The 25,811-nt window shown below is 37.1% G+C and carries 26 protein-coding genes; 23 read left to right on the forward strand and 3 right to left on the reverse strand.

What is annotated here, in order from left to right; translation table 11 throughout:
* Positions 1–31 precede the first annotated feature (31 nt).
* From yqfD to V7112_RS12070, 21 genes are all read left to right on the forward strand, one after another.
* A complete protein-coding gene (gene yqfD, locus V7112_RS11970; RefSeq protein ID WP_335419642.1) occupies positions 32–1,219 on the forward strand; it encodes a sporulation protein YqfD in 1,188 nt (395 codons plus the stop codon).
* 3 nt (positions 1,220–1,222) lie between these two features.
* Entirely contained in the window at positions 1,223–2,194 is a 972-nt protein-coding gene (locus tag V7112_RS11975; protein WP_335419645.1) for a PhoH family protein, read from the forward strand.
* A 71-nt stretch (positions 2,195–2,265) separates the two neighbouring features.
* A complete protein-coding gene (locus V7112_RS11980; RefSeq protein WP_335419647.1) occupies positions 2,266–4,464 on the forward strand; it encodes an HD family phosphohydrolase in 2,199 nt (732 codons plus the stop codon).
* Positions 4,461–4,931: an rRNA maturation RNase YbeY gene (ybeY, locus tag V7112_RS11985; RefSeq protein WP_335419649.1), complete on the forward strand. Its 471-nt coding sequence runs from the start codon at positions 4,461–4,463 to the stop codon at positions 4,929–4,931. The genes V7112_RS11980 and ybeY overlap by 4 nt, the downstream gene beginning before the upstream one ends.
* Complete coding sequence (locus V7112_RS11990; protein ID WP_335419651.1) at positions 4,915–5,301, forward strand: diacylglycerol kinase family protein; 387 nt, start codon at positions 4,915–4,917, stop codon at positions 5,299–5,301. Before ybeY ends, V7112_RS11990 begins: the two co-directional genes overlap by 17 nt.
* A 114-nt stretch (positions 5,302–5,415) precedes the next feature.
* Positions 5,416–5,817 (forward strand): cytidine deaminase, encoded by a 402-nt coding sequence (locus tag V7112_RS11995; RefSeq protein WP_335419653.1) that lies wholly within the window; start codon positions 5,416–5,418, stop codon positions 5,815–5,817.
* On the forward strand, positions 5,807–6,718 hold the full coding sequence (era, locus tag V7112_RS12000; RefSeq protein WP_335419656.1) for a GTPase Era: 912 nt from the start codon (positions 5,807–5,809) through the stop codon (positions 6,716–6,718). Before V7112_RS11995 ends, era begins: the two co-directional genes overlap by 11 nt.
* A 154-nt stretch (positions 6,719–6,872) precedes the next feature.
* Complete coding sequence (locus tag V7112_RS12005) at positions 6,873–7,016, forward strand: YqzL family protein (RefSeq protein WP_099352231.1); 144 nt, start codon at positions 6,873–6,875, stop codon at positions 7,014–7,016.
* Between the two features lie 95 nt (positions 7,017–7,111).
* The gene (recO, locus tag V7112_RS12010) at positions 7,112–7,861 is read left to right on the forward strand and encodes a DNA repair protein RecO (RefSeq protein ID WP_335419663.1); all 750 of its coding nucleotides are present in this window, start codon (positions 7,112–7,114) and stop codon (positions 7,859–7,861) included.
* Positions 7,862–8,348: 487 nt separating this feature from the next.
* Positions 8,349–9,239, forward strand: a complete 891-nt coding sequence (gene glyQ, locus V7112_RS12015; protein ID WP_335419665.1) for a glycine--tRNA ligase subunit alpha — start codon at positions 8,349–8,351, stop codon at positions 9,237–9,239.
* Positions 9,232–11,310: a glycine--tRNA ligase subunit beta gene (gene glyS / locus V7112_RS12020; RefSeq protein ID WP_335419668.1), complete on the forward strand. Its 2,079-nt coding sequence runs from the start codon at positions 9,232–9,234 to the stop codon at positions 11,308–11,310. Before glyQ ends, glyS begins: the two co-directional genes overlap by 8 nt.
* Positions 11,311–11,439: 129 nt before the next feature.
* Positions 11,440–12,078, forward strand: coding sequence for a helix-turn-helix transcriptional regulator (locus V7112_RS12025; RefSeq protein ID WP_335419671.1), 639 nt, complete (start codon positions 11,440–11,442; stop codon positions 12,076–12,078).
* A 27-nt stretch (positions 12,079–12,105) separates the two neighbouring features.
* A complete protein-coding gene (locus V7112_RS12030) occupies positions 12,106–12,918 on the forward strand; it encodes a pyruvate, water dikinase regulatory protein (RefSeq protein WP_335419674.1) in 813 nt (270 codons plus the stop codon).
* A gap of 416 nt (positions 12,919–13,334) precedes the next feature.
* Entirely contained in the window at positions 13,335–13,781 is a 447-nt protein-coding gene (locus tag V7112_RS12035) for a YaiI/YqxD family protein (protein ID WP_335419877.1), read from the forward strand.
* A 34-nt stretch (positions 13,782–13,815) separates the two neighbouring features.
* The gene (gene dnaG / locus V7112_RS12040) at positions 13,816–15,627 is read left to right on the forward strand and encodes a DNA primase (protein ID WP_335419677.1); all 1,812 of its coding nucleotides are present in this window, start codon (positions 13,816–13,818) and stop codon (positions 15,625–15,627) included.
* A 51-nt stretch (positions 15,628–15,678) separates the two neighbouring features.
* Positions 15,679–16,815, forward strand: a complete 1,137-nt coding sequence (gene rpoD / locus V7112_RS12045; protein ID WP_335419679.1) for an RNA polymerase sigma factor RpoD — start codon at positions 15,679–15,681, stop codon at positions 16,813–16,815.
* A 104-nt stretch (positions 16,816–16,919) separates the two neighbouring features.
* On the forward strand, positions 16,920–17,453 hold the full coding sequence (locus V7112_RS12050) for a hypothetical protein (protein WP_335419682.1): 534 nt from the start codon (positions 16,920–16,922) through the stop codon (positions 17,451–17,453).
* A 67-nt stretch (positions 17,454–17,520) separates the two neighbouring features.
* On the forward strand, positions 17,521–18,660 hold the full coding sequence (locus V7112_RS12055) for an acyl-CoA dehydrogenase family protein (RefSeq protein WP_335419686.1): 1,140 nt from the start codon (positions 17,521–17,523) through the stop codon (positions 18,658–18,660).
* A 387-nt stretch (positions 18,661–19,047) separates the two neighbouring features.
* Positions 19,048–19,401, forward strand: coding sequence for a cytochrome c550 (gene cccA, locus V7112_RS12060; protein ID WP_335419689.1), 354 nt, complete (start codon positions 19,048–19,050; stop codon positions 19,399–19,401).
* Positions 19,402–19,526: 125 nt separating this feature from the next.
* Entirely contained in the window at positions 19,527–20,231 is a 705-nt protein-coding gene (locus tag V7112_RS12065) for a tRNA (adenine(22)-N(1))-methyltransferase (protein ID WP_335419692.1), read from the forward strand.
* Positions 20,228–21,355, forward strand: a complete 1,128-nt coding sequence (locus V7112_RS12070) for a Nif3-like dinuclear metal center hexameric protein (protein ID WP_335419695.1) — start codon at positions 20,228–20,230, stop codon at positions 21,353–21,355. The genes V7112_RS12065 and V7112_RS12070 overlap by 4 nt, the downstream gene beginning before the upstream one ends.
* Positions 21,356–21,390: 35 nt before the next feature.
* Here V7112_RS12070 and V7112_RS12075 read toward each other — a convergent pair whose 3' ends face one another.
* On the reverse strand, positions 21,391–22,338 hold the full coding sequence (locus tag V7112_RS12075; protein ID WP_335419698.1) for a 4-hydroxy-3-methylbut-2-enyl diphosphate reductase: 948 nt from the start codon (positions 22,336–22,338) through the stop codon (positions 21,391–21,393).
* 118 nt (positions 22,339–22,456) lie between these two features.
* On the reverse strand, positions 22,457–23,011 hold the full coding sequence (gene vrrA, locus V7112_RS12080) for a VrrA/YqfQ family protein (RefSeq protein WP_335419703.1): 555 nt from the start codon (positions 23,009–23,011) through the stop codon (positions 22,457–22,459).
* 234 nt (positions 23,012–23,245) lie between these two features.
* Here vrrA and V7112_RS12085 point away from each other — a divergent pair, with 234 nt between their 5' ends.
* Positions 23,246–24,553: a DEAD/DEAH box helicase gene (locus V7112_RS12085; protein WP_335419706.1), complete on the forward strand. Its 1,308-nt coding sequence runs from the start codon at positions 23,246–23,248 to the stop codon at positions 24,551–24,553.
* A 58-nt stretch (positions 24,554–24,611) separates the two neighbouring features.
* Positions 24,612–25,505, forward strand: a complete 894-nt coding sequence (locus V7112_RS12090; RefSeq protein WP_335419708.1) for a deoxyribonuclease IV — start codon at positions 24,612–24,614, stop codon at positions 25,503–25,505.
* A gap of 35 nt (positions 25,506–25,540) precedes the next feature.
* On the opposite strand, the gene V7112_RS12095 is transcribed toward V7112_RS12090, so the two are convergent.
* Positions 25,541–25,798, reverse strand: a complete 258-nt coding sequence (locus V7112_RS12095; protein WP_335419711.1) for a DUF2624 domain-containing protein — start codon at positions 25,796–25,798, stop codon at positions 25,541–25,543.
* Between the last annotated feature and the right edge of the window lie 13 nt (positions 25,799–25,811).

Consider the following 25,811-nt stretch of genomic DNA (forward strand, 5'->3'; position numbering starts at 1 on the left):
TTCATAACAGATTCACTAGGAGGATTTAAGCATGAAAAACCATTGGATGCATTTTTTTAGTGGGAGTGTCAAAGCTATTATTTCTGGAAAAGGGACCGAGCGTTTTATCAATGAATGTGTAAGACAAGGTATTGTTGTGTGGGATGTAAAGAAGCCAGGTACCCATACCCTTAGCTTTTCTATGTATTTAAAGGATATAAAAAAAATTCGCCGGGTTGTTCGTAAAAACGATTGTAAGCTCAGATTCATTGGAAAAAAGGGCTTACCGTTTCTTGTTCAAAAGGCATTGAATAATAGTGGTTTTTTAATTGGGTCCATTTCGTTTTTCATCATTGTTACATTATTATCTAATATGGTCTGGGGTATAAAGGTCGAAGGGGCCAAACCGGAAACAGAGCACCGGATTATTCAAGAATTGAAAAAGCTTGGTGTAGAAAAAGGGAAGCTTCAATTTTTTATTGAAGATAATGAATCATTGCAAAGACATCTTGAGGATGCCATCAACGATATTACTTGGATTGGTGTGGAATTAAATGGGACGACCTATCACTTTGAGGTTGTTGAAAAGAACCAGCCTGATCCACCAGAACAATTTAGTCCAAGAAATCTTGTTGCAAATAAAAAAGCAATCATCAAGAAATTAATTGTTGAAGAAGGAAAGCCTGTTGTGGGTGAAAACGATTTTGTCAAAAAAGGTGACCTCTTAGTTACAGGTAAAATTGGAAAAGAAGGAGAAGAAATCTATGTACCTGCACGTGGAAAAATTTTTGGTGAAACATGGTACAAGTCTGAAGTAAAGGTAGATATTACAACGAAACTTGAGGTGCTAACAGGGGAGAATAAAATTAAACATTATATTTCGTTAGGAGATTTACGTATTCCGATTTGGGGAATTGGCAAAATTGAATATAAGGAATATCAAACAGAATTGGATGAAAGACATATCAAATTTTTTAACTGGGAACTACCAATTGCCTATGAAATAGAGACGCTTAGAGAAAGTGAAAAAATCACCAGAACATATAAACCAAATGAAGCCGTCGAGGCAGCAATGGATATCGGCAGAAAGAAATTAGAGCAACAACTGGACAATGATGCTGAAATTATAGAAGAAAAAGTTTTGCGTCAATCCATTAACAATGGTAAAGTAAAATTGGAAATAAAATATAATGTTATTGAGAATATCGTCACTACGATACCATTAGTTCAAGGAGACTAAAGGATGTCAGAAGATTTAGTAATGAGTAAACACCAATTAGAAAATCCAAACGAAGCACTTGTTTTATTAGGAAACAATGATCTTCATTTAAAAAGAATTGAAGAAGAATTAAATGTTTCAATCATCACAAGGGGTGAGGCTCTTCACGTTTCAGGTGACTCAACAAATGTACAGCTTGTTGAGGAAATTCTTGATAAGCTTCTTGGTGTGATTCGAAAAGGAATACGTATAAGTGAACGTGATGTTATTTACTGTATTCAAATGGCGAAAAGCGGAAAATTAGATTCGTTTGAAGAATTATATGATGAAGAAATTACAAAAACCGCTAAAGGAAAATCCATTCGTGTAAAAACACATGGACAACGTCAATACGTGGCTGCTATCAAACAGCATGATTTAGTTTTCGGAATCGGCCCAGCCGGTACTGGAAAAACATATTTGGCCGTTGTTATGGCTGTTAACGCTCTAAAGAATGGACAGGTTAAACGTATTATTCTAACTCGTCCAGCTGTTGAAGCGGGCGAGAGTCTTGGATTTTTACCAGGTGATTTAAAGGAAAAGGTTGACCCATATTTACGTCCTTTATATGATGGATTACACGATGTGCTTGGTGCTGAGCACACCGAACGTTTAATGGAACGAGGAATCATTGAAATTGCCCCATTAGCCTATATGAGAGGGCGTACGCTTGACGATGCTTTTGTCATATTAGATGAAGCCCAAAATACCACCTTGGCGCAAATGAAGATGTTTTTGACACGCCTAGGTTTTGGCTCTAAAATGGTCATAACTGGAGATATCTCGCAAATCGATTTACCTAAAGGAGTAAAATCTGGTTTGCGTGAAGCAATGCATATACTGAAGGATGTGTATGGTTCTGCGTTTATCTATTTAGAACAGTCTGATGTTGTACGCCACCCACTTGTAGCACGTATTGTTGAAGCGTATGAAAAGGCTGAGGCTGACCAAAAGTAAAAGACCCATATGGGTCTTTTTTATCATTACAGGAACTGGTAAAATAAACCTTAGAAAAGGAGGTTCAAGAAATGAGGAATCCGAATAAGCTACTAAATAAGTTGTCCGTTATTAAAAGCAATCAATCCTTACATATATTGATTTATATCCTCCTTGCTGGAATTATGTTTTTAGTTATGTATAGTAATGTTAAACCAGAAGTCTTGAATTTAGAGGTTTTGCATCCATCTGAACAGACAATTCGTTCGCCATTAACAATTGAAGACAAAGCAGCTACCAAGGCAAAACAGGATACAGCAGCAAAAGAAGTTGAGGATGTTTTCACACTCAAATCCGAATATGCTGATAATCAAATTGACCTTGCCATTTCAATCTTTGACTCAATTGAAGAAACGAATAATGAAGCATTGGATATGTATAATGGGAAGATAAAAGAATGGGAAAGCCTTACAGAAGAAGATCGAGGGGAAGAACCAAAACAATTGACGGCTTCAGAAAAATTACAGATGTTAAAAACGAAGCTGCCACAGGATTTAACAAACCGAATCCCGGATGAAGTTTTTACAGCTTTATTAACAGCAACTCCTGAACAATTATCACGTACAAAAGATGCCGTTATCACAGCTGTTAATAATGTAATGAACACTAGAATTCCTTCATCTGAGGTAGAAAATGCCAAAAATAAAGTGGTGGAGGAATTACGCTACTCTAGTGTAGACACAACTCTACGTGAGCCGATGCGTGAAATGGCGCGTTTTGCAGTCGTTCAAAACGTCTATTATGATGTTGAAGCAACTGAAGAAAAACGCCAACAAGCAATTGAAACGGTAGAGCCTGTAAAAATTCTTCAAGGTCAAATTATCGTGGAAGAAGGACAATTAATCACACGGGATATTTATCGTCAACTCGAGTTGCTAGGGATGACTAGCACGAATAACCCAATTCAACCTTTTATCGGATTGGCGTTAATTATTGTTTTAGTAATAGCGACTATAATTTATCATTTTCATAACGATATGATTCCTACTGATCGGCACCGGAATATTTATGTGTTAATTTTTGCGATTATCTTTACTACTACCATTCTATTGATGAAAGGTATTAGTTTATTCCAACAAATCGATTATTCTGATATCGGATATATTGTTCCTGTTGCTATGGGTGCAATGTTAATAAAACTATTGATTAATGAAAAAGTTGCCATTCTCTCAAGTATGATTTTTGCCGTTTGTGGAAGTCTTATCTTTAATGAAGGTGTTACAGGTACGCTCAATTTCACAGCAGGAATTTATTTCTTATTTGGTTGTTTAGCTGGTGTGTTGTTTTTAAGTAAGCATAACCGAAGAGGAAAAATTCTCCAAGCAGGGCTATTTGTTGCATTGATCAATATTATCGTGATATTTTCAATCATGTTATTACAAAATGGTAGTTATTCGAGTTTAGATTATGGTTCATCCATTATTATGGGAGTTTTATCAGGTGTTATAGCTGCCGTTCTTACAATTGGCCTACTGCCGTTTTTTGAAGCAGGGTTTAATATTTTATCAACAATGAAATTAATTGAGTTGTCGAATCCAAATCATCCGTTATTACGAAAAATTTTAACGGAAGCACCGGGTACGTATCATCATAGTGTCATGGTTGCGAATTTATCTGAGTCCGCCTGCGAAGCAATTGGGGCGAATGGATTATTAGCTAGAGTTTCTTCTTATTATCATGATATTGGAAAAACAAAACGACCGCATTTCTTTATCGAAAACCAGATGAATATTGAGAATCCACATGATAAGATTGCTCCACAGCTTAGTAAAACGATTATTACAGCACATGCCACAGATGGGGCTGAAACATTAAGGAAATATAAAATGCCCAAAGAAATTGTTGATATTGCTGAGCAGCATCATGGAACAACCCTGTTAAAATATTTTTATCATAAAGCAAAGCAACAAAGTGAGCGAGAAATTCTAGAATCTGATTTTAGATATGTGGGACCTAAAGCACAAACAAAAGAGGCTTCCGTAATTGGAATAGCCGATAGCGTTGAAGCCGCGGTGCGTTCACTATCAAATCCAACTCCACAAAAAATCGAATCACTGGTTAATAGCATTATTGCTGACCGCTTACAGGATGGTCAATTTGATGAATGTGATATCACTTTAAAAGAGCTTGATATCGTTGCAAAAACACTTTGTGAATCACTAAAGGGAATCTTCCACTCAAGGATTGAATACCCTGCGGAGGCTACAAAACAGAAGGTGAAGGAAGCATGAGGTTAGATATTGATTTTAACGATGAAATTGGGGAAGTAAAAGAAGAAGAATGTAATTTGGTTAAGGAACTACTTTTTTTAGCTGCAGAAAAAGAAGGTGTTGAAGAAGGAACGGAGGTTTCGATTACGTTTGTTGACAATGACCGAATCCAAGAAATAAATCGAGAATACCGCGATAAAGATCAACCTACAGATGTGATTTCCTTTGCAATGGAAGAAATGGGTGAGGGAGAAATTGCGATTATCGGTGAAAACATTCCAAAGCTATTAGGAGATATTATCATTTCAATCCCTAGGGCAAGGGAACAGGCCGAAGATTATGGTCATTCCTTTGCTCGAGAATTAGGTTTCCTAGCTGTTCATGGTTTCTTGCATTTACTTGGCTATGACCATATGACAGATAAGGATGAGGAAAAAATGTTTTCAAGACAAAAGGAAATCCTAGAGGCTTATGGACTTGAAAGATAAACAAAAAAGTAAATGGTCACGATTAATTCGAAGCTTTTCGTATGCTTTACAAGGCTTGCGAGAAGCGTTTTTTTCGGAACGTAATTTACAAATACACTTTTTGTTTTCCGTAATTGTTGTAATTTGTGGTTTCATTTTTAAAATTACGCAGGTAGAATGGATAGTTATCCTGCTTTTAATCGGTGGAATGTTTTCGATTGAATTAATGAATACGGCAGTTGAAAAAGTGGTGGATTTAGTTACCAATGAATATCACCCTTTAGCTAAGAAAGCTAAGGATATCGCAGCAGGGGCTGTCCTCATCTTTGCGATCATATCTGTTATTGCAGGATTTATCATTTTCCTACCTTACATAATCAGTTTAATATAAAGAAAATTCTTACAATTGTGTAACAAATGAATCAAACCCATGCATTAATCAAGTATTTTATGTAAAATAAAAATACACTTGCGTATTAAGATACGCTGAAAGGAAGAAATAGTTGTGAAAAAAGAGGAACTAATCAACGAAGCGAAAAAAGCAAGAGAACTAGCATATGTTCCGTACTCAAGCTTTAAGGTAGGGGCTGCTCTACTAACAAAGGAAGGTAAAGTGTACCATGGCTGTAACATTGAAAATGCAGGCTATAGTGCAACTAATTGCGCGGAAAGAACTGCCCTATTTAAGGCAGTTTCTGAAGGAGATAAGGAATTTACAGCACTTGCTGTAGTTGCAGATACAGACCGTCCAGTACCCCCGTGTGGGGTATGTCGTCAAGTCATTTCAGAGCTTTGCCAGCCTGATATGAAGGTTTATTTATCAAATCTTAAGGGCGATATACAAGAGACAACGATAAATGAATTACTGCCAGGAGCTTTTACACCGGAGGATTTACATGGAAAATAAGAATGGATATAAATCAGGTTTTGTTTCAATTATTGGACGACCAAATGTTGGAAAGTCCACTTTTTTAAATCATGTTATCGGGCAAAAAATTGCGATAATGAGTGATAAACCTCAAACGACACGGAACAAAGTGCAAGGGGTCTTTACTGAGGAAAACTCCCAAATTATTTTTATTGATACGCCAGGGATTCATAAACCAAAGCATAAGCTAGGCGATTTTATGATGAAAGTTGCCCAGAACACACTTAAGGAAGTCGATATCGTCTTATTTATGATAAATGCTGAAGAAGGCTATGGCCGAGGTGATGAGTTTATCATTGAACGCCTAAAAAATATTCAGACACCAGTTTTTCTTGTTGTTAATAAGATAGACCAAATACATCCTGATAAATTATTAGAATTAATTGAGAAGTACAAAGGACTCTATCCTTTCAAGGAAATTGTACCGATTTCAGCGCTGCAGGGTACGAATACTCCACGATTAGTTGAACAAATTAAAAATTATTTGCCGGAGGGACCTCAATATTATCCAGCTGATCAAGTAACAGATCATCCGGAACGATTTATTATCACGGAATTAATTCGTGAAAAAGTACTTCACCTCACAAGAGAGGAAGTACCACATTCGATTGCCGTTGTGATGGATTCACTTGAAAGAAGAGAGGGTGGCAATACCGTCTACGTTGCGGCTACTATTATTGTGGAACGTAATTCGCAAAAAGGAATTGTGATAGGAAAACAAGGCAGTATGCTCAAAGAGGTTGGTAAGCGAGCGAGAGCAGATATAGAAGCGCTACTTGGGTCAAAAGTCTTTTTAGAGCTTTGGGTGAAGGTTCAAAAGGACTGGCGTAACAAAATGTCCCAGCTTCGTGATTATGGTTTTAGAGAAGATGAATATTAGAAGAATGTTAAAGTATTTGCATTTCTGAAAAAAAATACGCGGATTAGCAAAATTTATGTAACATGTTTTTTAGGATTTTCGGTCAAGATATTCTTACAAGTGAATGAAATTGGAGAGTCTTTGCTAGTAAAAATAACGAAAAGGTGGGGTTACTATGTTAGATTTTACCTGGAAGGTGTTTAGTCAAACAGGTAATGTTGATACGTATCTTCTTTTTAAGGAATTGGAACAAGAGAAGACTGAGAGACCCGAAGCACAGAGTGAGGAGCTAGCAGAAATAGATTTTCCAATTACTTGACCATCCTAAAAAAGCGTCTTAGACTTAACATAGGGACGTAATAATTTAGTAACAAAGGTAATTGGTTGCCTTGTTGCCAATGGATGGTGACAGAAGTGCTGCAAAAATGCGAAGGTATGATCATTAGAACAAGTGATTATGGTGAAACGAATAAAATCGTAACTTTGTATACCCGAGAATGGGGAAAAATTGGGGTAATGGCGAGAGGCGCAAAGAAACCAAGTAGTCGCCTTGCTGCTATTACTCAGGTTTTTACATATGGACAGTTTTTAGTTCAAAAGACATCTGGTTTAGGTGTTTTACAGCAAGGTGAAACCATATCCACCTTCCGTTCCATTCGGGAAGATATTTTCTTAACCGCATATGCATCGTATGTGGTTGAATTGACCGATAAATGTACAGAAGAAAAAAGATCAAATCCTTTCTTATTTGAAATGCTGTTTCAAACATTAAATTACTTAAATGAAGGATATGATCCGGACATTCTTCTGTATATTTATGAGCTAAAAATGCTTCCATTACTAGGGCTATATCCTCGGCTAGACGAATGCACTATTTGTAAAAGTACAGAAGGTGAATTTGCTTTTTCGATAAAAGAAGGCGGACTTCTGTGTCATCGTTGTTACGAAAAAGAACCGTATCATCTGAAAGTATCGCAAGCAACAATTCGATTACTTCGCTTGTTTTATTATTTCGATTTAAGTCGGTTAGGTAGTATAGCCGTAAAGGAAGAAACGAAGAAAGAATTAAAAATGGTGATTGCCATGTATTACGAAGAATATTCAGGCTTGTATCTAAAATCAAAACGATTCTTAGATCAACTCGATAATTTACGTCTACCGTAAAGAGGTTACTTGACATGGATGTAAATTTGGACTATAGTTCAATTAAAAATACCGCACGGTGAAGGAAAATAGTACTTATTAAAGTGTATGTTCAAAATGGAGGATAAAAAGGACCGAGAAGTTCAAGGCGGCGCAGGTTTGAGCACTGTAACGTATGTAGTTAATACGTGAGGAGCGGAAAAGCAAGCCAACGCAGAAATTCGATGTGTCATTTTTCCTGGACATTTTGACATCCTCTTATTGTTCATAAAAGCGAACCTAGGACGGTGGAAGCTAGGGTATGAACAGATAAGGAAGGCGTTCCAGAGTGTAACGAATGAAAGAGGCAATAACTCATTATACGAGTTGTTTGCAAATAGGGTGGAACCGCGGGTAAACTCTCGTCCCTATGTCTACAATTAGGCATAGAGGAGGGGAGTTTTTTATTTTTGTAACAAAATTAACTTAGGATTATTTTTCATGTAATTTTACCGGAGGTGCGAGATTAATGAATATACAAGAAATGATATTAACATTACAAAAGCATTGGTCAGATCAAGGCTGTATTCTCATGCAGGCCTATGACGTAGAAAAGGGTGCAGGAACCATGAGCCCCTATACTTTCTTAAGAAGCCTTGGTCCAGAGCCGTGGAATGTAGCTTATGTGGAACCATCAAGACGTCCGGTCGATGGCCGCTACGGAGAAAACCCAAATCGCCTTTATCAACACCATCAATTCCAGGTTATCATGAAGCCATCACCTGACAATATTCAGGAGCTTTACCTCGATTCCTTACGTAAACTAGGAATTGATCCGTTAGAACATGATATACGCTTTGTTGAAGATAACTGGGAGGCACCGACATTAGGTGCTGCAGGACTTGGTTGGGAAGTTTGGCTTGACGGAATGGAGGTTACACAATTTACATATTTCCAACAGGTTGGGGGCATTGAGTGTAAACCAGTCTCTGTTGAAATCACTTATGGAATTGAACGTTTAGCCTCTTATATTCAAGATAAGGAGAATGTTTTTGATCTTGAGTGGACAAAAGGCTTTACAGTTCGTGATATTTTCCATCAGCCTGAATACGAGCATTCAAAATACACGTTTGAAACATCTGATACAGAAATGCTCTTTAACTTATTTAGCATTTATGAAAAAGAAGCACACCGTCAAATGGATGAGGGACTCGTTCACCCAGCTTATGACTATGTTTTAAAGTGTTCACACACCTTTAACCAGCTAGATGCAAGGGGAGCAATCTCAGTCACAGAAAGAACAGGGTATATAGGCAGAGTTCGTAACTTAGCTCGTAAAGTAGCTAAAACGTTTTATGAAGAGCGGGAAAAATTGGGCTTCCCAATGCTGCAGGCAAAAGGAGACGATCGTCATGAGTAAGCGAGATTTATTGATTGAAATTGGTTTAGAGGAGATGCCAGCACGGTTTGTAACAGATGCTATGAATCAGCTTTCGGACAAGGTTACAAACTGGTTACGTGAACATAATATTTCTTTTGAACAGGTTGAACATTTTTCTTCACCTAGAAGACTAGCGGTACTTGTACAAGATGTTGCTGAAAAACAAAAGGATGTTGAACTTGAAGCGAAAGGTCCAGCGAAAAAAATCGCATTGGACCAGGACGGAAATTGGACAAAAGCTGCGCAGGGCTTCACAAGAGGACAAGGTGCTACAGTTGAAGATATCTTTTTTAAAGAGATTAATGGTGTGGAATATGCACATATAAATAAATTCATTAAAGGAAAAGACACAAAAGAAATTTTAGGTGAGCTTGAGGAAGTCATTACCCATCTATCATTCCCTAAAAATATGCGTTGGGGCGATCAAGAGCTTCGCTATGTACGTCCGATAAAATGGATTGTCGCTTTATTCGGAACGGATATTATTCCAATTTCAATCACAAATGTTACAGCGAGCAATAAAACATGGGGGCATCGTTTCTTAGGCCATGATGTTGAAATTACATCACCAAGAGACTATGAAAAACTCCTTATGTCTCAATATGTAATTGCAGATTATCTGGAGCGCAAAGAAGCAATTATAAACCAAATTAATATACTAGAAGAAGACAATAATTGGGAAATTCCAATTGATGCAGATTTACTAGAAGAAGTAACAAATCTTGTTGAATATCCAACTGCTTTTTATGGAAAATTTGAAGAAGAATTTTTAAATTTACCAGAAGAAGTGTTAATTACAAGCATGAGAGAGCATCAACGCTATTTCCCTGTAAAAGACAAAGATGGTGCCCTTCTTCCTTTCTTTGTAGCTGTTCGAAATGGTGACCATAAGCACCTTGAAAAAGTCGCTAGGGGGAATGAGAAGGTACTTCGTGCCAGATTATCTGATGCTGACTTCTTCTATAAAGAAGATCAAAAATTAAAAATTGATGATTTAATACAGAAGCTTGATAAAGTCATATATCATGAAGAAATTGGCTCAATTGGTGACAAGGTGAGACGAATTCAGCAAATCACGAAGCACCTTTCACAGCTTCTTAACCTTGACAGCGAAACGCAGGAAAAGGCAAGTCGAGCTGCTGGGGTTTGTAAATTTGACCTTGTTACGAATATGGTTTACGAATTTCCTGAGCTTCAAGGAGTCATGGGAGAGCGATATGCACGATTAAGTGGTGAGGACGAAGCGATCGCTGTAGCTATTAATGAGCATTACATGCCACGACACGCTGATGATGTTAGCCCTTCATCAACCATTGGTGCTGTAATTAGTCTTGCTGATAAACTAGATACGATTATTGGGTGCTTCTCCATTGGCATTATTCCGACAGGTTCTCAGGATCCGTATGCATTACGTCGTATGGCATCTGGTGTAGTTCAAATCTTACTTGATAAAGATTGGGATATTAGTCTTGAAGAGTTATTCGATTATGTATTAAATCTGTTTGTCGAAGCGAATATCGCAAAGCTCGAAAAACAAGAAATTGAAAAAGAGCTTGTTCAATTCTTTAAATTACGTATTAAACACGAATTAAACAATCGAAACATCCGCTATGACATTATTGATGCAGTTCTTGGTACAAAGCTCGGAAACGTTGGACTACTTATTAACAAAGCTGAAATGCTTGAAAAGAATAAAGACCATAAAGACTTTAAAGCAACTATCGAATCACTGAGTAGAGTACTAAATATCGCAAAAAAGGGTGAAGAAGCTGAAATTAAGCCTAGCCTTTTTGAATCAAATGAAGAAAAGCATCTCTTTGAGAAGTTTACGGAGGTTAAACCAAAGGTAATCGAAAGCTTTAATAATCATGATGTAACAGAAGCTTTCCATTTATTAGCTTCATTAAGAGAATTAATTGACCAATATTTTGAACATACAATGGTAATGGCAGACGATGAGGCAGTGAAGAAAAACCGCCTTGCACAAATGGTTCAACTTTCAAAACTCATCCACTTCATCGGGGACTTGAATTCGATTATTGTAAAATAATAACTAGGGGCATTTTGCTCCTAGTCTTTTTCTATCTACTATACGTCTTTGCGCAATTAGTATATAATAATTCTAATTAGTATAACCTTATTGAAAATATACATAAAACAATAGATTCTAGGATTGGTGGTGAGTACAATAGAACTAAGCAAACGGCAAGAACAAATCGTACAAATTGTTAAAGACAATGGGCCGATTACAGGAGAAGCGATTGCTGACCGATTAAATTTGACGAGGGCAACTCTTCGTCCAGATCTCGCCATTTTAACAATGGCGGGCTATCTTGAAGCAAGACCTCGTGTCGGATATTTTTATACGGGAAAAACAGGTCAGCAGTTACTAGCCGACAAGATTAAAAAAATCAAAGTGATGGATTATCAATCTATTCCTGTCGTAATAAATGAGAGTATATCTGTATATGATGCGATTGTTACCATGTTTTTGGAAGATGTCGGGACTTTATTTGTGGTGGATAAATCGTCGATCCTTGTTGGAGTCTTATCAAGAAAAGATTTGCTGCGGGCAAGTCTTGGTAACCAGGATTTAAAATCTGTTCCAGTCACAATCATTATGACCCGCATGCCTAATATTACAATGTGTGAAAAAGATGATCTTTTACTTGATGTGGCTCATAAATTAATAGAAAAGCAAATCGATGCATTACCTGTTGTAAAGCATTCTGAACGTGGTATAGAGGTCATTGGGAGAATCACAAAGACAAATATGACAAAAGCCTTGGTGGCCCTCGCAGGGGATGAAATCCTCTAATTTTTTGGTAAGGAGATGGAGTAGCAGATGAGTAAACGTGTGGTATATGTAGTATCAGATTCAGTTGGAGAAACAGCAGAATTGGTTGTAAAAGCAGCGGTAAGTCAATTTAATGGCTCACATACAGATATTAAACGAATTCCTTATGTTGAAGATACAGCTACATTGTCAGAGGTTGTGGCCCTTGCGAAGCTTAATAATGCAATTATTGCTTTTACACTTGTGGTTCCTGAACTAAGAGATTTCCTTGTGAAGGAAGCAGAGCGAGAAGGAGTCATTGTGAATGATATTATTGGTCCGCTAATTGATAAAATGTCAGGCGTTTATGATAGTAACCCAAGATTCGAAGCGGGTCTTGTCAGAAAATTAGACGAGGATTATTTTAAGAAAATAGAGGCAATTGAATTTGCGGTTAAATATGATGATGGACGCGACCCAAGGGGAATTCTTCGTGCAGATATCGTCCTAATTGGTGTTTCAAGAACCTCTAAGACACCTTTATCCCAATACCTGGCACATAAGCGCTTTAAGGTTGCAAACGTTCCAATCGTTCCCGAGGTTGATCCACCGGAAGAACTGTTTAAAGTGTCACCAAATAAATGCTTTGGATTAAAAATCAGTCCTGACAAACTTAATCATATTAGACGCGAAAGGTTAAAATCACTAGGCTTAGATGACCAAGCAATCTATGCGAATATTAACCGCATTAAAGAAGAACTTGAACATTTCGAATCAATTATTAGTAAAATCGGTTGTGAAGTTGTCGATGTCTCAAATAAAGCAGTTGAAGAAACGGCAAATATTATTTTAAATAAAATCAATAAACGCAAAAATCAATAAAGGCAATTTTAAATACCTATATAAGTTAAGAGAAAACATATCTTAAAAAGATATGTTTTTTTATGGCACTTGAAGGAATTTTATATTATAATAAAAAATTGTGATAAAAATACATATTTTTAGGTTTAGAGTTCGATTGGATAGAATAGACTATGTATTGAAGGTTGTCAAGGGTAAGATAAGGAAATAGGTGAATTAATTTTCGACATTATTTTCTCATTTCAATTTTTTTCTTTCCAAAATTGCTTTTGAATATCCGTTCTTTGTGTCTAGCTTCAGGCGCCTTGTGCTTTCTTATTACTCACCTAAAGATTGGGACTATCACATTTTTTGAACATATTTTAAATCTTTTTCTGGAAAAGAAGGATTCTCTGGAGTGATGTAGAATAGAGAAATATGACGAAAAAAAGAATAAAATATTTGTTGATGCAGATGCATGTCCAGTTAAAGAAGAAATACTTAACATTGCAGGTACATATAATATCAATGTTGTATTTGTCGCTTCTTATGCCCATGTTATGTCAAATCCCATGGGTGGAAAATGGGTGTACGTGGATGCTGAGAAAGAAGCTGCAGATCTTTATATTATGAATCATGCAATTAAAAAAGATATCGTCATTACCCAGGATACTGGCTTAGCAAGTATTTTAGTAAACAGAGGTGTAACAGCTATATCACCCCGTGGCAAAGAGTTTAAGGAAGAGGACATGGAACAAATTCTCCATTTCCGCTTTTTATCTGCAAAGGAAAGACGTAATGGCTCCTACTCGAAAGGACCAAAACCCTTTACTGACGATGACAGACAGCATTTTACTAAAATTTTTAAAAAAAGTTTGTCGAATATTGCAGGATTTAAACTCTGACTATCGAATATTTTAGTACTTGGGGATGTTAAACATGGGGTATCGAATTCCCGAAGAGACAATCGAAAAAATTCGTATATCTGTTGACATTGTTGATGTTATTAGTGAATATGTTCAATTGAAGAAGCAAGGTAGAAATTATTTTGGCTTATGTCCATTTCATGGTGAAAATACCCCTTCATTTTCTGTATCCCCTGATAAACAAATCTTTCATTGTTTTGGGTGTGGAGCAGGTGGAAATGTATTTTCTTTTTTAATGGACTTAGAAGGGTATTCATTCGCAGAGGCCGCAGTAAACTTAGCTAATAAAGTGAACATTGACCTATCGGATTTTGAACAGCAAACAGCTGTTTCTGATAAAAAAAACAATGATGCATCAAAAATGCAAGAAGCACACGAATTATTAAAGAAATTCTATCACCACCTATTACTTAATACAAAAGAAGGTGAACCAGCGCTAGACTATCTAACAAATAGGGGCTTCACGAGAGAAATTATCGATAAGTTTGAAATTGGCTATTCCCTTGATTCATGGAACTTTGCAACGAAATTTCTCCAAAAAAGAGGCTTTAAGCCTGAGTTGATGGAACGTGCCGGATTACTCGTAAAAAAGGAGGACACCGGGACATTCTTTGATAGATTTCGAAACCGTATCATGTTCCCAATCTGGGATCATCAAGGCAAAACAATTGCTTTTTCTGGCAGGGTGCTTGGAAAGGGGCAGGAACCAAAATATTTAAATAGTCCTGAAACGATTATTTTTAATAAGAGTAAAACCCTTTACAATTTTCATCAAGCAAGACTTGATATCCGAAAACAACAGCAGGTGATCCTATTTGAAGGATTTGCAGATGTAATTGCAGCTGATTCAGCAGATGTTCCAAATTCAATTGGTACTATGGGCACATCCTTAACGGATGAACATGTAAAAATAATTAGAAGGAATGTGGAATCTGTTGTCATCTGCTATGACTCTGATAATGCTGGGCTTGATGCCGCTTTAAGAGCTTCATCGATGCTTGTCGAGGCCGGCTGTTATGTGAGAGTTGCAACAATGCCAAATGGCATGGACCCTGATGACTACATTAGCAAATATGGCGCAGAGAAGTTTAAAAATGATGTAATAGGGGCAAGTCTTACATTAATGGCATTTAAACTTCAGTACCTAAGAAGAGGAAAAAATCTTCAGGATGAAGGAGAACGCATCCGTTATATAGAAGATGTACTTAAGGAAATTTCCTTTTTAGAAAAGGCTGTCGAAAGAGACCATTATTTGCGCCAGCTTTCAAGTGAATTTTCGATTTCGCTTGATGCACTAAAAACACAACAGCTTCAGTATTATAAATCTGAACGGAAAAAAAGGGATAATTTCTCTTCGAATAGAAATAATACGAAAGCAAAACCTACCATATCTAAACACTTACTTAAAGCCTATCATAATGCAGAACGTTTTTTACTTGCGTATATGCTACGGAGTCAGGATATTGCTGATAAAGTACAAGATCAGCTCCAAGCCGAATTTAATATTGAAGAGCATCGAGCAATTGTAACGTATTTATATGCGTTTTATGAAGAAGGTAATGAACCTGATATCAGCACATTTCTAACAAGGATACATGATGATAATTTAAAACGGATTGTAACTGATATAGCAATGATGTCAATTGAAGAAGAAGTATCAGATTCTGTGTTATCAGATTATGTGAAACAGGTGTTGAATCACAAAAAAATGTCAATGATAAAAGAAAAAGAATCTGAGCAACTTGAAGCCGAGCGTAGTAAGGATTATTTGAAGGCCGCTACGATTGCAAATGAAATTATTCAAATGAAAAAAGCATTACATTAAAATAGGTTTTCTAACCTCTATGTCTTACTAGTTTTGGAAGGAGGGGAACAAATGGCTGAAAAGTCTAAAGAAGTTGATACAGAATTAACATTAGAACAAGTTAAAGAAAAATTAACACAGCTAGGTAAAAAACGCGGTGTATTAACCTATGAGGAAATCGCTGAGCGTATGTCTGGTTTTGAAGTTGAATCAGACCATCTTGATGAATACTATGAGTTCCTTGGAGAGCAGGGGATTGAATTAATAGGTGAAGGCGAAGATCATGATGCAGCAGATGATAATGAAGATGATCCGAATGTCCAAGAGTTATCAAAGGAAGAAGAATTTGATTTAAATGACCTTAGTGTTCCTCCAGGGGTTAAGATTAATGACCCAGTACGTATGTACTTAAAAGAAATTGGTCGTGTTGATTTACTCTCAGCCGATGATGAAATTCAGCTTGCTGAAAGAATCGAACAAGGTGATGAAGAGGCCAAACGCCGACTTGCAGAAGCCAATTTGCGACTAGTTGTAAGTATTGCAAAGCGTTACGTTGGTCGTGGGATGCTGTTCCTAGATTTAATCCAAGAAGGAAATATGGGACTTATTAAAGCTGTCGAGAAATTTGATTACCGCAAAGGCTTTAAGTTCAGTACGTATGCCACTTGGTGGATTCGTCAAGCAATTACACGTGCAATTGCAGACCAAGCAAGGACCATTCGTATCCCTGTTCATATGGTCGAAACAATCAATAAATTAATCCGTGTACAACGTCAGCTACTGCAGGATCTTGGACGCGAACCAACTCCCGAAGAAATTGCCGAAGATATGGATTTAACACCTGAAAAGGTTAGAGAAATTTTAAAGATTGCTCAAGAACCTGTGTCGTTAGAAACACCAATAGGTGAAGAAGATGACTCACATCTTGGTGATTTTATTGAAGACCAGGATGCAACATCTCCATCAGAGCATGCTGCATATGAGCTTTTAAAGGAACAACTAGAAGATGTCCTTGATACCTTAACAGATAGAGAAGAAAACGTATTACGTCTACGTTTTGGTTTAGACGACGGACGTACACGTACCCTTGAAGAAGTAGGTAAGGTATTTGGTGTTACTCGTGAGCGTATACGCCAAATTGAGGCAAAAGCACTACGTAAGCTTCGTCATCCAAGCCGAAGTAAACGACTAAAAGATTTCTTAGAATAAAATTTTTCATTTACATTTCGTAGTTTACTTCATAAAATTGAAGTAAACTATTTTTTTTAGGTAATATACCCTAGTTGTAAAGCATTAGAAAGGTGAGCGCTTTCATGAATCAAGACAGAAAAAAAATCATTATCAACGAAATCCTTTATTGGCGTGAAAATAAATTACTGCCAGAAGCCTATTGTAATTTCCTTCTTTCATTATATACAGAAGGCGAAGGGGTTGAACCCACAAAATCAACAGCTCCAACTAAGAAAAAATCAATGATTTCGATACTCGGAATTGGTTTACTTTTACCAGTTTTATTTCTTGTCACTTATTTTACTGAAATATCGCCTATATTGCAAATGGTAATAAACTTTATTTTTATAATTGTCTGTATCTTAGGCTTAATTAAGAATAATAATAATCCGCTATTCGTACATATCGGGTCCATCATACTTGCTCTTTTTATCCTTCTTTTATCAGTAAACGGAAGTGATTTTCTATTTAAAGGACATGGACTTTATTTATCCGGAATGATTTTCTTGAATTGTGTTTGTTGGATCATAGTTGGCATTTTTTCAAAGAAAAAATATTTTTTAATTGCCGGCATTATTGGAAGTATTACTACAGGAATGATATTTTTTAATATTTAAATTGTTTGAAAATTCATCAACTCCCTATATAATAGATATTGAAAACGCATACAACGGGAGGGGTACTATGAATTTCGATTTAACGACTGAGCAAAAAATGATACAAAAAACTATAAGGGAGTTTTCTGAAGCTGAAGTTGCTCCAGGTGCTGAACAACGAGATAAAGACAAACGTTTCCCAATTGAAGTTTTTCAAAAGCTTGGTGAATTAGGTATGATGGGTCTACCGTTTCCTGAAGAATACGGAGGAGCAGACTCAGATACAATCAGTTTTGCAATCGTAGTCGAAGAACTGAGCCGTGCCTGTGGGTCTACCGGAATTACATACTCAGCACATATTTCGCTTGGTGGTGCACCCCTTCATTTATTTGGAACCAGGGATCAAAAACAAAAATACTTAACACCCATCTGTACAGGTGAGTCGCTTGGCGCATTTGGACTGACTGAACCTAATGCAGGTTCAGATGCGGGTGGAACGCAAACAGAGGCCATACTTGAGAAGAATGAGTTTATTATCAATGGAAATAAATGCTTTATTACCAATGCAAGCTTTGCGAAGCATCTAGCTCTTACCGCGATAACGGGTCGAGATAGCGGGAAAAAGGAAATCAGTGCGATCATTGTTCCAACCGAAGCAACAGGATTTAAGGTGATCGATAATTATGAGAAAATGGGGCTGCATGCATCGAACACGACAGAATTAGTTTTAGAGGATGTACGTGTCCCTGAGGAAAACTTACTTGGTAAACGAGGAGAAGGCTTCAGGCAGTTTTTAATCACGCTAGATGGTGGCAGAATTGGAATTGGAGCAATGGCAGTTGGGATTGCTCAAGCAGCATATGAAAAGGCGTTATCCTATGCTAAAGAGCGAAAGCAGTTTGGGAGATCGATTTCTAGCTTTCAAGCAATCCAATTTAAACTAGCAGACATGGCGATGAAAATTGAGTTGGCACGAAATATGGTGTATAAAGCTGCATGGTTAAAGGATCAAAACCGTAATTTTTCAAAAGAAGCTTCAATGGCCAAATTATATGCATCTGAAATTTGCATGGAGGTTACAAACCAAGCAGTTCAGATTCACGGTGGATATGGCTATATGAAAGAATATCATGTGGAAAGATTTATGCGGGATGCAAAGTTATTAGAAATCGGGGAAGGGACATCTGAAATTCAAAGAATGGTGATTGCTAGAGCAATCGGATGTTAATAATCTGATGTAACGAATAACTCCTTTCCATTTGGTAAAGGAGTTTTCCTTTATTCATGGAATGCTGAATAAAGTTAAAGCCTCCGGCGGATGCCACGATTTTTCAAAGGAAATTTTTCGAGCAGGTAAGATTAAAGACGAAAAGCGCCACTTCCTGTGGGCCTAAAAATCGGGCGGCAAATACACCAAGGCGTATTTGATTTGAATACTTTTGACAAATTTGTGACATTTCTGTGTAAAATAATTTTGCAATAATATGTTAATAGGGTTCTTTGTATAATTAGGACTTTCACTTCTATCAAATTTCAAGTAAAATAGAGAGTGTTTGTATAGAATATATATAATAACTTCTTTCAAAGATGTACATAAGGTAAGGGAGGTCAGAAAATGAAAAAGAATCCATTAATACCATTTGCTTTAATTGCAGTTTTTGGTATTGGACTTATGTTCCTATTAGGCTTTGTTGGATTAGGTAACATGGACGAAATGGCAAACAAAGGTGAAGAGGCTCCTGAAACAGCTACTGCTTCCCCAGAAGAAATTGTCAAAAGTACATGTGCGGCATGCCATGGTCAGGATTTAGCTGGTCAAGGTACTGCACCTGCATTGAAAGGTCTTGATTTATCTGTTGAAGAAATTCAAGATGTAATCACAAATGGTAAAGGTGCAATGCCAGGTGGCTTAGTTAAGGACCCTGCACAAGTACAAGAAATAGCAAATTGGTTAGTAGAACAAAAATAATAATAGATTAAAACCCTTTGCATTTAATGTAAGGGGTTTTTTTCTGCATTCATCACACTGGATGGAAGTTTACCTATAAATCCTGTATAATGAAACCTAATTTATAAAAAATGTGGTGTTATTATATGAATGAAGAAAAGCTATCAATGCGGCTCGAAACAGTCGCGTCATACATACCGAAAGGGGCTATTTTAGCAGACATCGGCTCTGACCATGCCTATCTACCATGCTATGCATATCTTAATGGTATGATTTCACAAGGAATCGCTGGAGAAGTCGCAGAAGGCCCATTTCAATCAGCAAAAAAGCAAATCTCTAAAAATCAACTTGATCTTGCTTTAGAGGCTCGAAAAGGGAATGGACTAGAAGTCATTCAACCCAATGAAGTAACATGTATCACCATTGCTGGAATGGGTGGTTCACTGATTCGCTCCATTCTTGACCAGGGCAAGAGCAAATTACTTGGCGTGGAACGGCTTATCCTTCAACCGAATATCGGAGCTTCTACAATTAGGGATTGGCTGATTGAAAATGATTGGGAGCTAATCGCTGAAGAAATTTTGGAAGAAGACAGAAAAATTTATGAAGTATTAGTTGCCGAAAAAGGAAATCCACGAAAACCATATAAAAATAAGGAACAAGAACTATTACTTGGTCCATATTTACTAAAAGAAAAAAATCCCATCTTCATCAAAAAATGGACCCACGAGCTAAAGCACTGGGAGAGAATCTTAGAACAGCTTAAGCCTGCAGGGGAAACTCCTGAAAACCGTTTGCGAAAAGAAGAGCTTGAGCAAAAAATCGAGATTGTTAAGGAGGCGTTAAAATGAGCAAAATACCTAACGGATTTGAAGTCATCGAAGTATTTGAGCAATTTTCCCCCAAATATTTAGCTGTTGAAGGTGACCGGGAAAAAATTGGCCTACAAATTGGAACATTAAACAAACCCGTTAAAAAAATTATGATAGTACTTGATGTCATAGAGGACGTTGTAAATGAAGCTATTTCAAAGGATATCGATTTAATTATCGCTCATCATCCTCCGATTTTCCGCCCGTTAAAAGCTGTTCAAACAGATACGCCTACGGGAAGAATCATTGAAAAATGCATTTTGCATAAGATTGCGGTCTATGCAGCGCATACGAATCTCGATGTGGCAATCGGTGGGGTCAATGATTTATTAGCGAATGCATTAGAGTTAACAAATACTGAATTGCTCGCACCAACCTACGAGGAAAAACTAAAAAAACTAGCTGTCTATGTTCCAAGGGAATCTGCAGAAGAAGTTAGGATGGCATTAGGAACGGCCGGTGCTGGTTTTATTGGAAATTACAGTCATTGCACGTTTAATTCCCAAGGTACCGGAACCTTTTTGCCACATGAAGGAACAACCCCTCATATCGGGGAAATAGGAAAATTAGAAGAAGTGAATGAAATCAAAATTGAAACTGTTTTTCCTAGCGGTCTCCAGAAAAAGGTTGTTACGGCCATGCTAAAAGCACATCCATATGAAGAGGTTGCCTATGATATTTATCCTCTTGAAAATGAAGGGAATGTACTTGGCCTGGGGCGAGTTGGCTATCTTGAAAATGAGATGACGCTTGAGCAATTTGCGGAGCATGTAAAGGATAGATTAGAGGTTGATGGTATACGTGTCGTTGGTTCTCTTTCAGATAAAATAAAAAAGGTTGCCGTCCTTGGTGGAGATGGCAATAAATATATTTCACAGGCCAAACGAGCTGGGGCAGACGTTTATGTAACAGGTGATATGTATTACCATGTCGCTCATGATGCGATGATGATGGGCCTTAATATTGTGGACCCTGGTCATAATATTGAAAAGGTCATGAAAAAAGGGGTAGCAAACGTCTTAACCGATCGTTTTAAAGAAAAGAAATTCGAGGTTTCAGTAATCACATCAGAACTAAATACCGATCCCTTTAAATTTCTATAAAATAAAAAAGGTACTCCGACTGGAGTACCTTTCGCTTATTTTTTAGGAACTTTCACCTTTGGTAGCACTTTATGAAGTGGAACTTTTCGAACACGTTCCCAAGTTTCTTTATCTTCTGGGTCATATTGTTCTAAGAAGTTAATCACTTCTTTAGTAATCGGTGTTGGAGTGGAAGCACCTGCTGTTACAGCTACTTTCTCTACTCCTTCAAGCCATTTTAGCTGGATGTCACTTACATCTGCTACACGATAAGCTGTAGTACCTGCAATTTCCTCAGAAACCTGTGCAAGACGGTTTGAGTTATTGCTCATCGGGTCCCCAACTACGAGTGTTAAGTCTGCCACCCCTGCTTGTTCTGCCACCGCCTCTTGACGAACCTGTGTAGCTAGACAAATTTCATTATGGACTTCAGTATGCGGGAATTTTTCCTGTACTTTTTCCATAACATCGAGAACATCCCATTGGCTCATCGTTGTTTGGTTGGTTACAACAAGCTTTTCACTACTTAGCTCAAGCTTTTCAACATCTTCAACTGTTTGAACAAGATGAACGAAACCAGGTGCTTCACCAATTGCTCCTTCTGGCTCCGGATGACCTTTTTTTCCAATATAAATAATGTGGTAGCCTTCAGCTGATTTTTCCTTGATTAAATCATGTGTTCTAGTAACGTCAGGGCATGTCGCATCTAGTGTAACAAGACCTCTTTCCTTCGCTAGTCGTTTCACCTCAGGTGATACACCATGAGCTGTGAAAATGACAGTACCTTCTTTAACTTGATTTAGAATATCTAAACGATTCGGTCCATCAAGTGTAATAATGCCCTCTTCTTCAAATGCATCGGTAACGTGTTTATTATGAACAATCATTCCTAATATATAAATGGGTCTAGGTAATGTTTTATCTAAAGCGGCGTTTTTCGCAATAACCATCGCATCCACTACACCGTAGCAATAACCACGCGGTGCAATTTTGATTACTTCCATTCACTTCTCCTCCTAAAGAATAATAAATCGGATAGCTTATTCCCTTATACCATAATAACTGGTACTCTCGTAATCTCGTATTTATTATATCTGAGTATGGAGGATAATACAAAGTCTTTTAAATGTAAAGCTTTGGTACTGATTTTCCAGTGCCCGTTGCTTTTGGTTTTTCTTCTTCATTCGGTAAGTCGTCACTGTTAGAAGTTACATCGGAAAGTGAAATTGTTTCATTATCTTCTTCCGCTTCATTTCCTGCATTTTTAATGGCACTGTACATTCTAATCATGGCTGGAATATTTTTCATTAATGGACCATATTGTTGAACCATTGGAACGACGGATTCTGCCATTTTTAAAGTTTTTTGTACATTTCCCATCATTGCACTTAGGTTCGAAGGATTTGCTAAACTCTGAAGGGTACTTGGGTTCATTCCTTGGGAAGGATTAAAGAAGCCAGGCATTCCTCCCATACCTTGCATCGGATTCCGCTTCCCCATTCCAGGGATTAATTTCTTGAGAAGACCGCCTATGCCGGATCTTCCTTGTCCTTGTATACCTTGCATACCACCGAACATTCCAGGTGGTCGAAAACCATATTGCTGTGGAAACATAGATGGTGGTCTCATCTGCCTCATGGGTCTCATTTGGTTCAATGGTTGTCGTGGATAAAACATTTTCTTATCCTCCTTTCACATTGCCTTGATTAGTGGAAGAATAAATATAGTGATAATACCCTGTTTTTAGGATATGCGATTAGGTAAATGAATGTTTAAGTAAATCACTCAATTGGGCTCGATTGGTGTTTTTTCATGCTTTCCTATATAATAAATTGTTAGGTTATGATGATACAAAGAAGTGAAATTAAACCTTACATACAAAATTCATATTTATATAAATGAGGGATCGTAATGACAGTACAAGATTTTGAAAAATTTCAATTTCAACCATTTTTACTTGAGGCATTAAAGGAGATTAAATTTACAAAGCCAACTGAAATTCAAGAACGATTAATACCAAGCATACAGCGTGGTGAAAGTGCCATTGGCCAATCACAAACAGGAACAGGTAAAACTCATGCTTACCTGTTACCAATTATTAACAAGATTGACGCCAAGAAACAAGAGGTACAAGCGGTTATCACAGCACCAACAAGAGAGCTAGCGACTCAAATTCATCAAGAGATTGGCAAAATCACTAAATTTAGTGACGAGAATCCGATCACAGCAAAATTATTTGTGGGCGGTACTGATAAGGTCCGTACTATTGAAAAACTAAAAACACAGCCACATATTGTTGTCGGTACTCCAGGAAGGATTCATGATTTAGTTAAGGAGCAAGCTCTTCAGGTATACACGGCCAATCAAATCGTCGTTGATGAGGCTGACCTAATGCTTGATATGGGCTTTATTGAAGATGTTGATCAAATTGCAGCCAGAATGCCGGAAGACCTTCAAATTTTGGTGTTTTCAGCAACGATACCTGAAAAATTAAAGCCCTTTTTAAAAAAATATATGGAAAACCCTCGTTATACCCATGTTGCACCAGAGCAGGCTACAGCAGCAAAGGTTGAACATATTCTTGTTCCACTGCGCCATCGAAATAAGCAAGCTCTACTAAAGTCGATTTTGGAGGCGTATAACCCATATTTGGCGATTATTTTTACAAACACAAAAAAAATGGCTGATGAAGTAGCTGATGGCCTAATTGAAAAAGGGTTAAAGGTGGGAAGAATCCACGGGGACCTTCCACCACGTGAACGCAAAAAAGTCATGAAGCAAATCAATTCACTTGAGTTTCAATATGTTGTTGCAACAGATTTAGCGGCAAGAGGGATTGATATTGAAGGTGTTAGCCATGTTATCAACTATGAGCTGCCTAGTGATCTTGATTTTTACATTCATCGAGTTGGTAGAACAGCTAGAGCGGGGTATTCTGGAATTGCTGCAACCATTTATGATCTTTCTGATGAAGATGCAATTGTAAAGCTTGAAAAAATGGGTATTTCATTTGTGAATATGGACCTTGAAAATGACGAATGGGTACAGATTGGCGAGAGAAACAAACGAAAGGCTCGCAAAAAACAAGTAGATGAAATTAATGAACTTGCCAAAAATAAGGTAAAAAAGCCTAAAAAGGTGAAGCCTGGCTATAAGAAAAAAATGAACAAAGAAATAGAAGATTTTAAAAAGCGCCAAAGACGTTTGAAGAGAAAATAAGTAATAAATATGGTAAAATGGTTGTATGAATTGTTTTAGGGAGATTGGAGTGTAACATATGCTAAAGATAGGCTCACATGTTTCAATGAGTGGTAAAAAGATGCTTCTTGCAGCAAGTGAAGAAGCAGTGTCATATAGTGCGAATACATTCATGATTTATACAGGTGCACCACAAAATACGAGACGTAAAAAAATTGAAGACTTAAATATAGAGGCTGGACAAGCCCATATGAAGGAAAATGGGATTAATGAAATTGTAGTTCATGCTCCATATATAATTAATATTGGAAACACTTCTAATCCAGCTACCTTTGAATTGGGTGTAAATTTCTTACGTTCAGAAATTGAGAGAACAGAAGCGCTCGGAGCAAATCAAATTGTCCTTCATCCAGGTGCACATGTAGGTGCTGGCGCTGAAGCAGGAATCAAGAAGATCATCGAGGGATTAAATGAGGTTCTGATAAAGGACCAAAAAGTACAAATAGCATTAGAAACAATGGCTGGAAAAGGGTCTGAATGTGGAAGGTCCTTTGAAGAACTTGCACAGATTATTGATGGTGTCACACATAATGACAGGCTATCTGTATGCTTCGATACATGTCATACCCATGATGCTGGTTATGATATTGTGAATGATTTTGATGGGGTACTAGACCAATTCGATAAATTAATTGGCATTGACCGGATTAAGGTCCTTCATATTAATGATAGTAAAAATGAAAAAGGCGCAGGAAAAGACCGTCATGAAAATATTGGATTTGGGAAAATTGGATTTAAGGCAATTAATTATATTGTCCATCATCCATCCCTTGAAAATGTCCCTAAAATTCTTGAAACACCTTATGTAGGTGAAGACAAAAACAATAAAAAAGCTCCATATAAGTTTGAAATTGAGATGATTCAAAAGGAAACATTTGATGATAACTTATTAGAGAAAATTATGAATCAATAATATTGAAAAAAGCTGTCTAGTGGTGACAGCTTTTTTCAACTTGTAAATTTGATGAACAATTGGTTTAGCTTTCTAGCAACATCAGGACTCGTTATCTGGGCAATTTCTTTTAATAATTGATTTTTTTCATCGGGATTAAAAATATTTATATTTTTCTTTTTTCGAATCAATTTTAACACATTTGATGCTTGAGCCTTGGATACATATATATCATATTGTTTCCCATATTTCATTAAATCCTCTGGTGTTAGGGTTTTTAATTTTTGGTTAATGATTTGCTGATAGATATTCATATTTACACTCTTC

Source organism: Bacillus sp. JJ1566 (assembly GCF_036962685.1).
GTDB lineage: Bacteria > Bacillota > Bacilli > Bacillales > Bacillaceae_L > Ferdinandcohnia.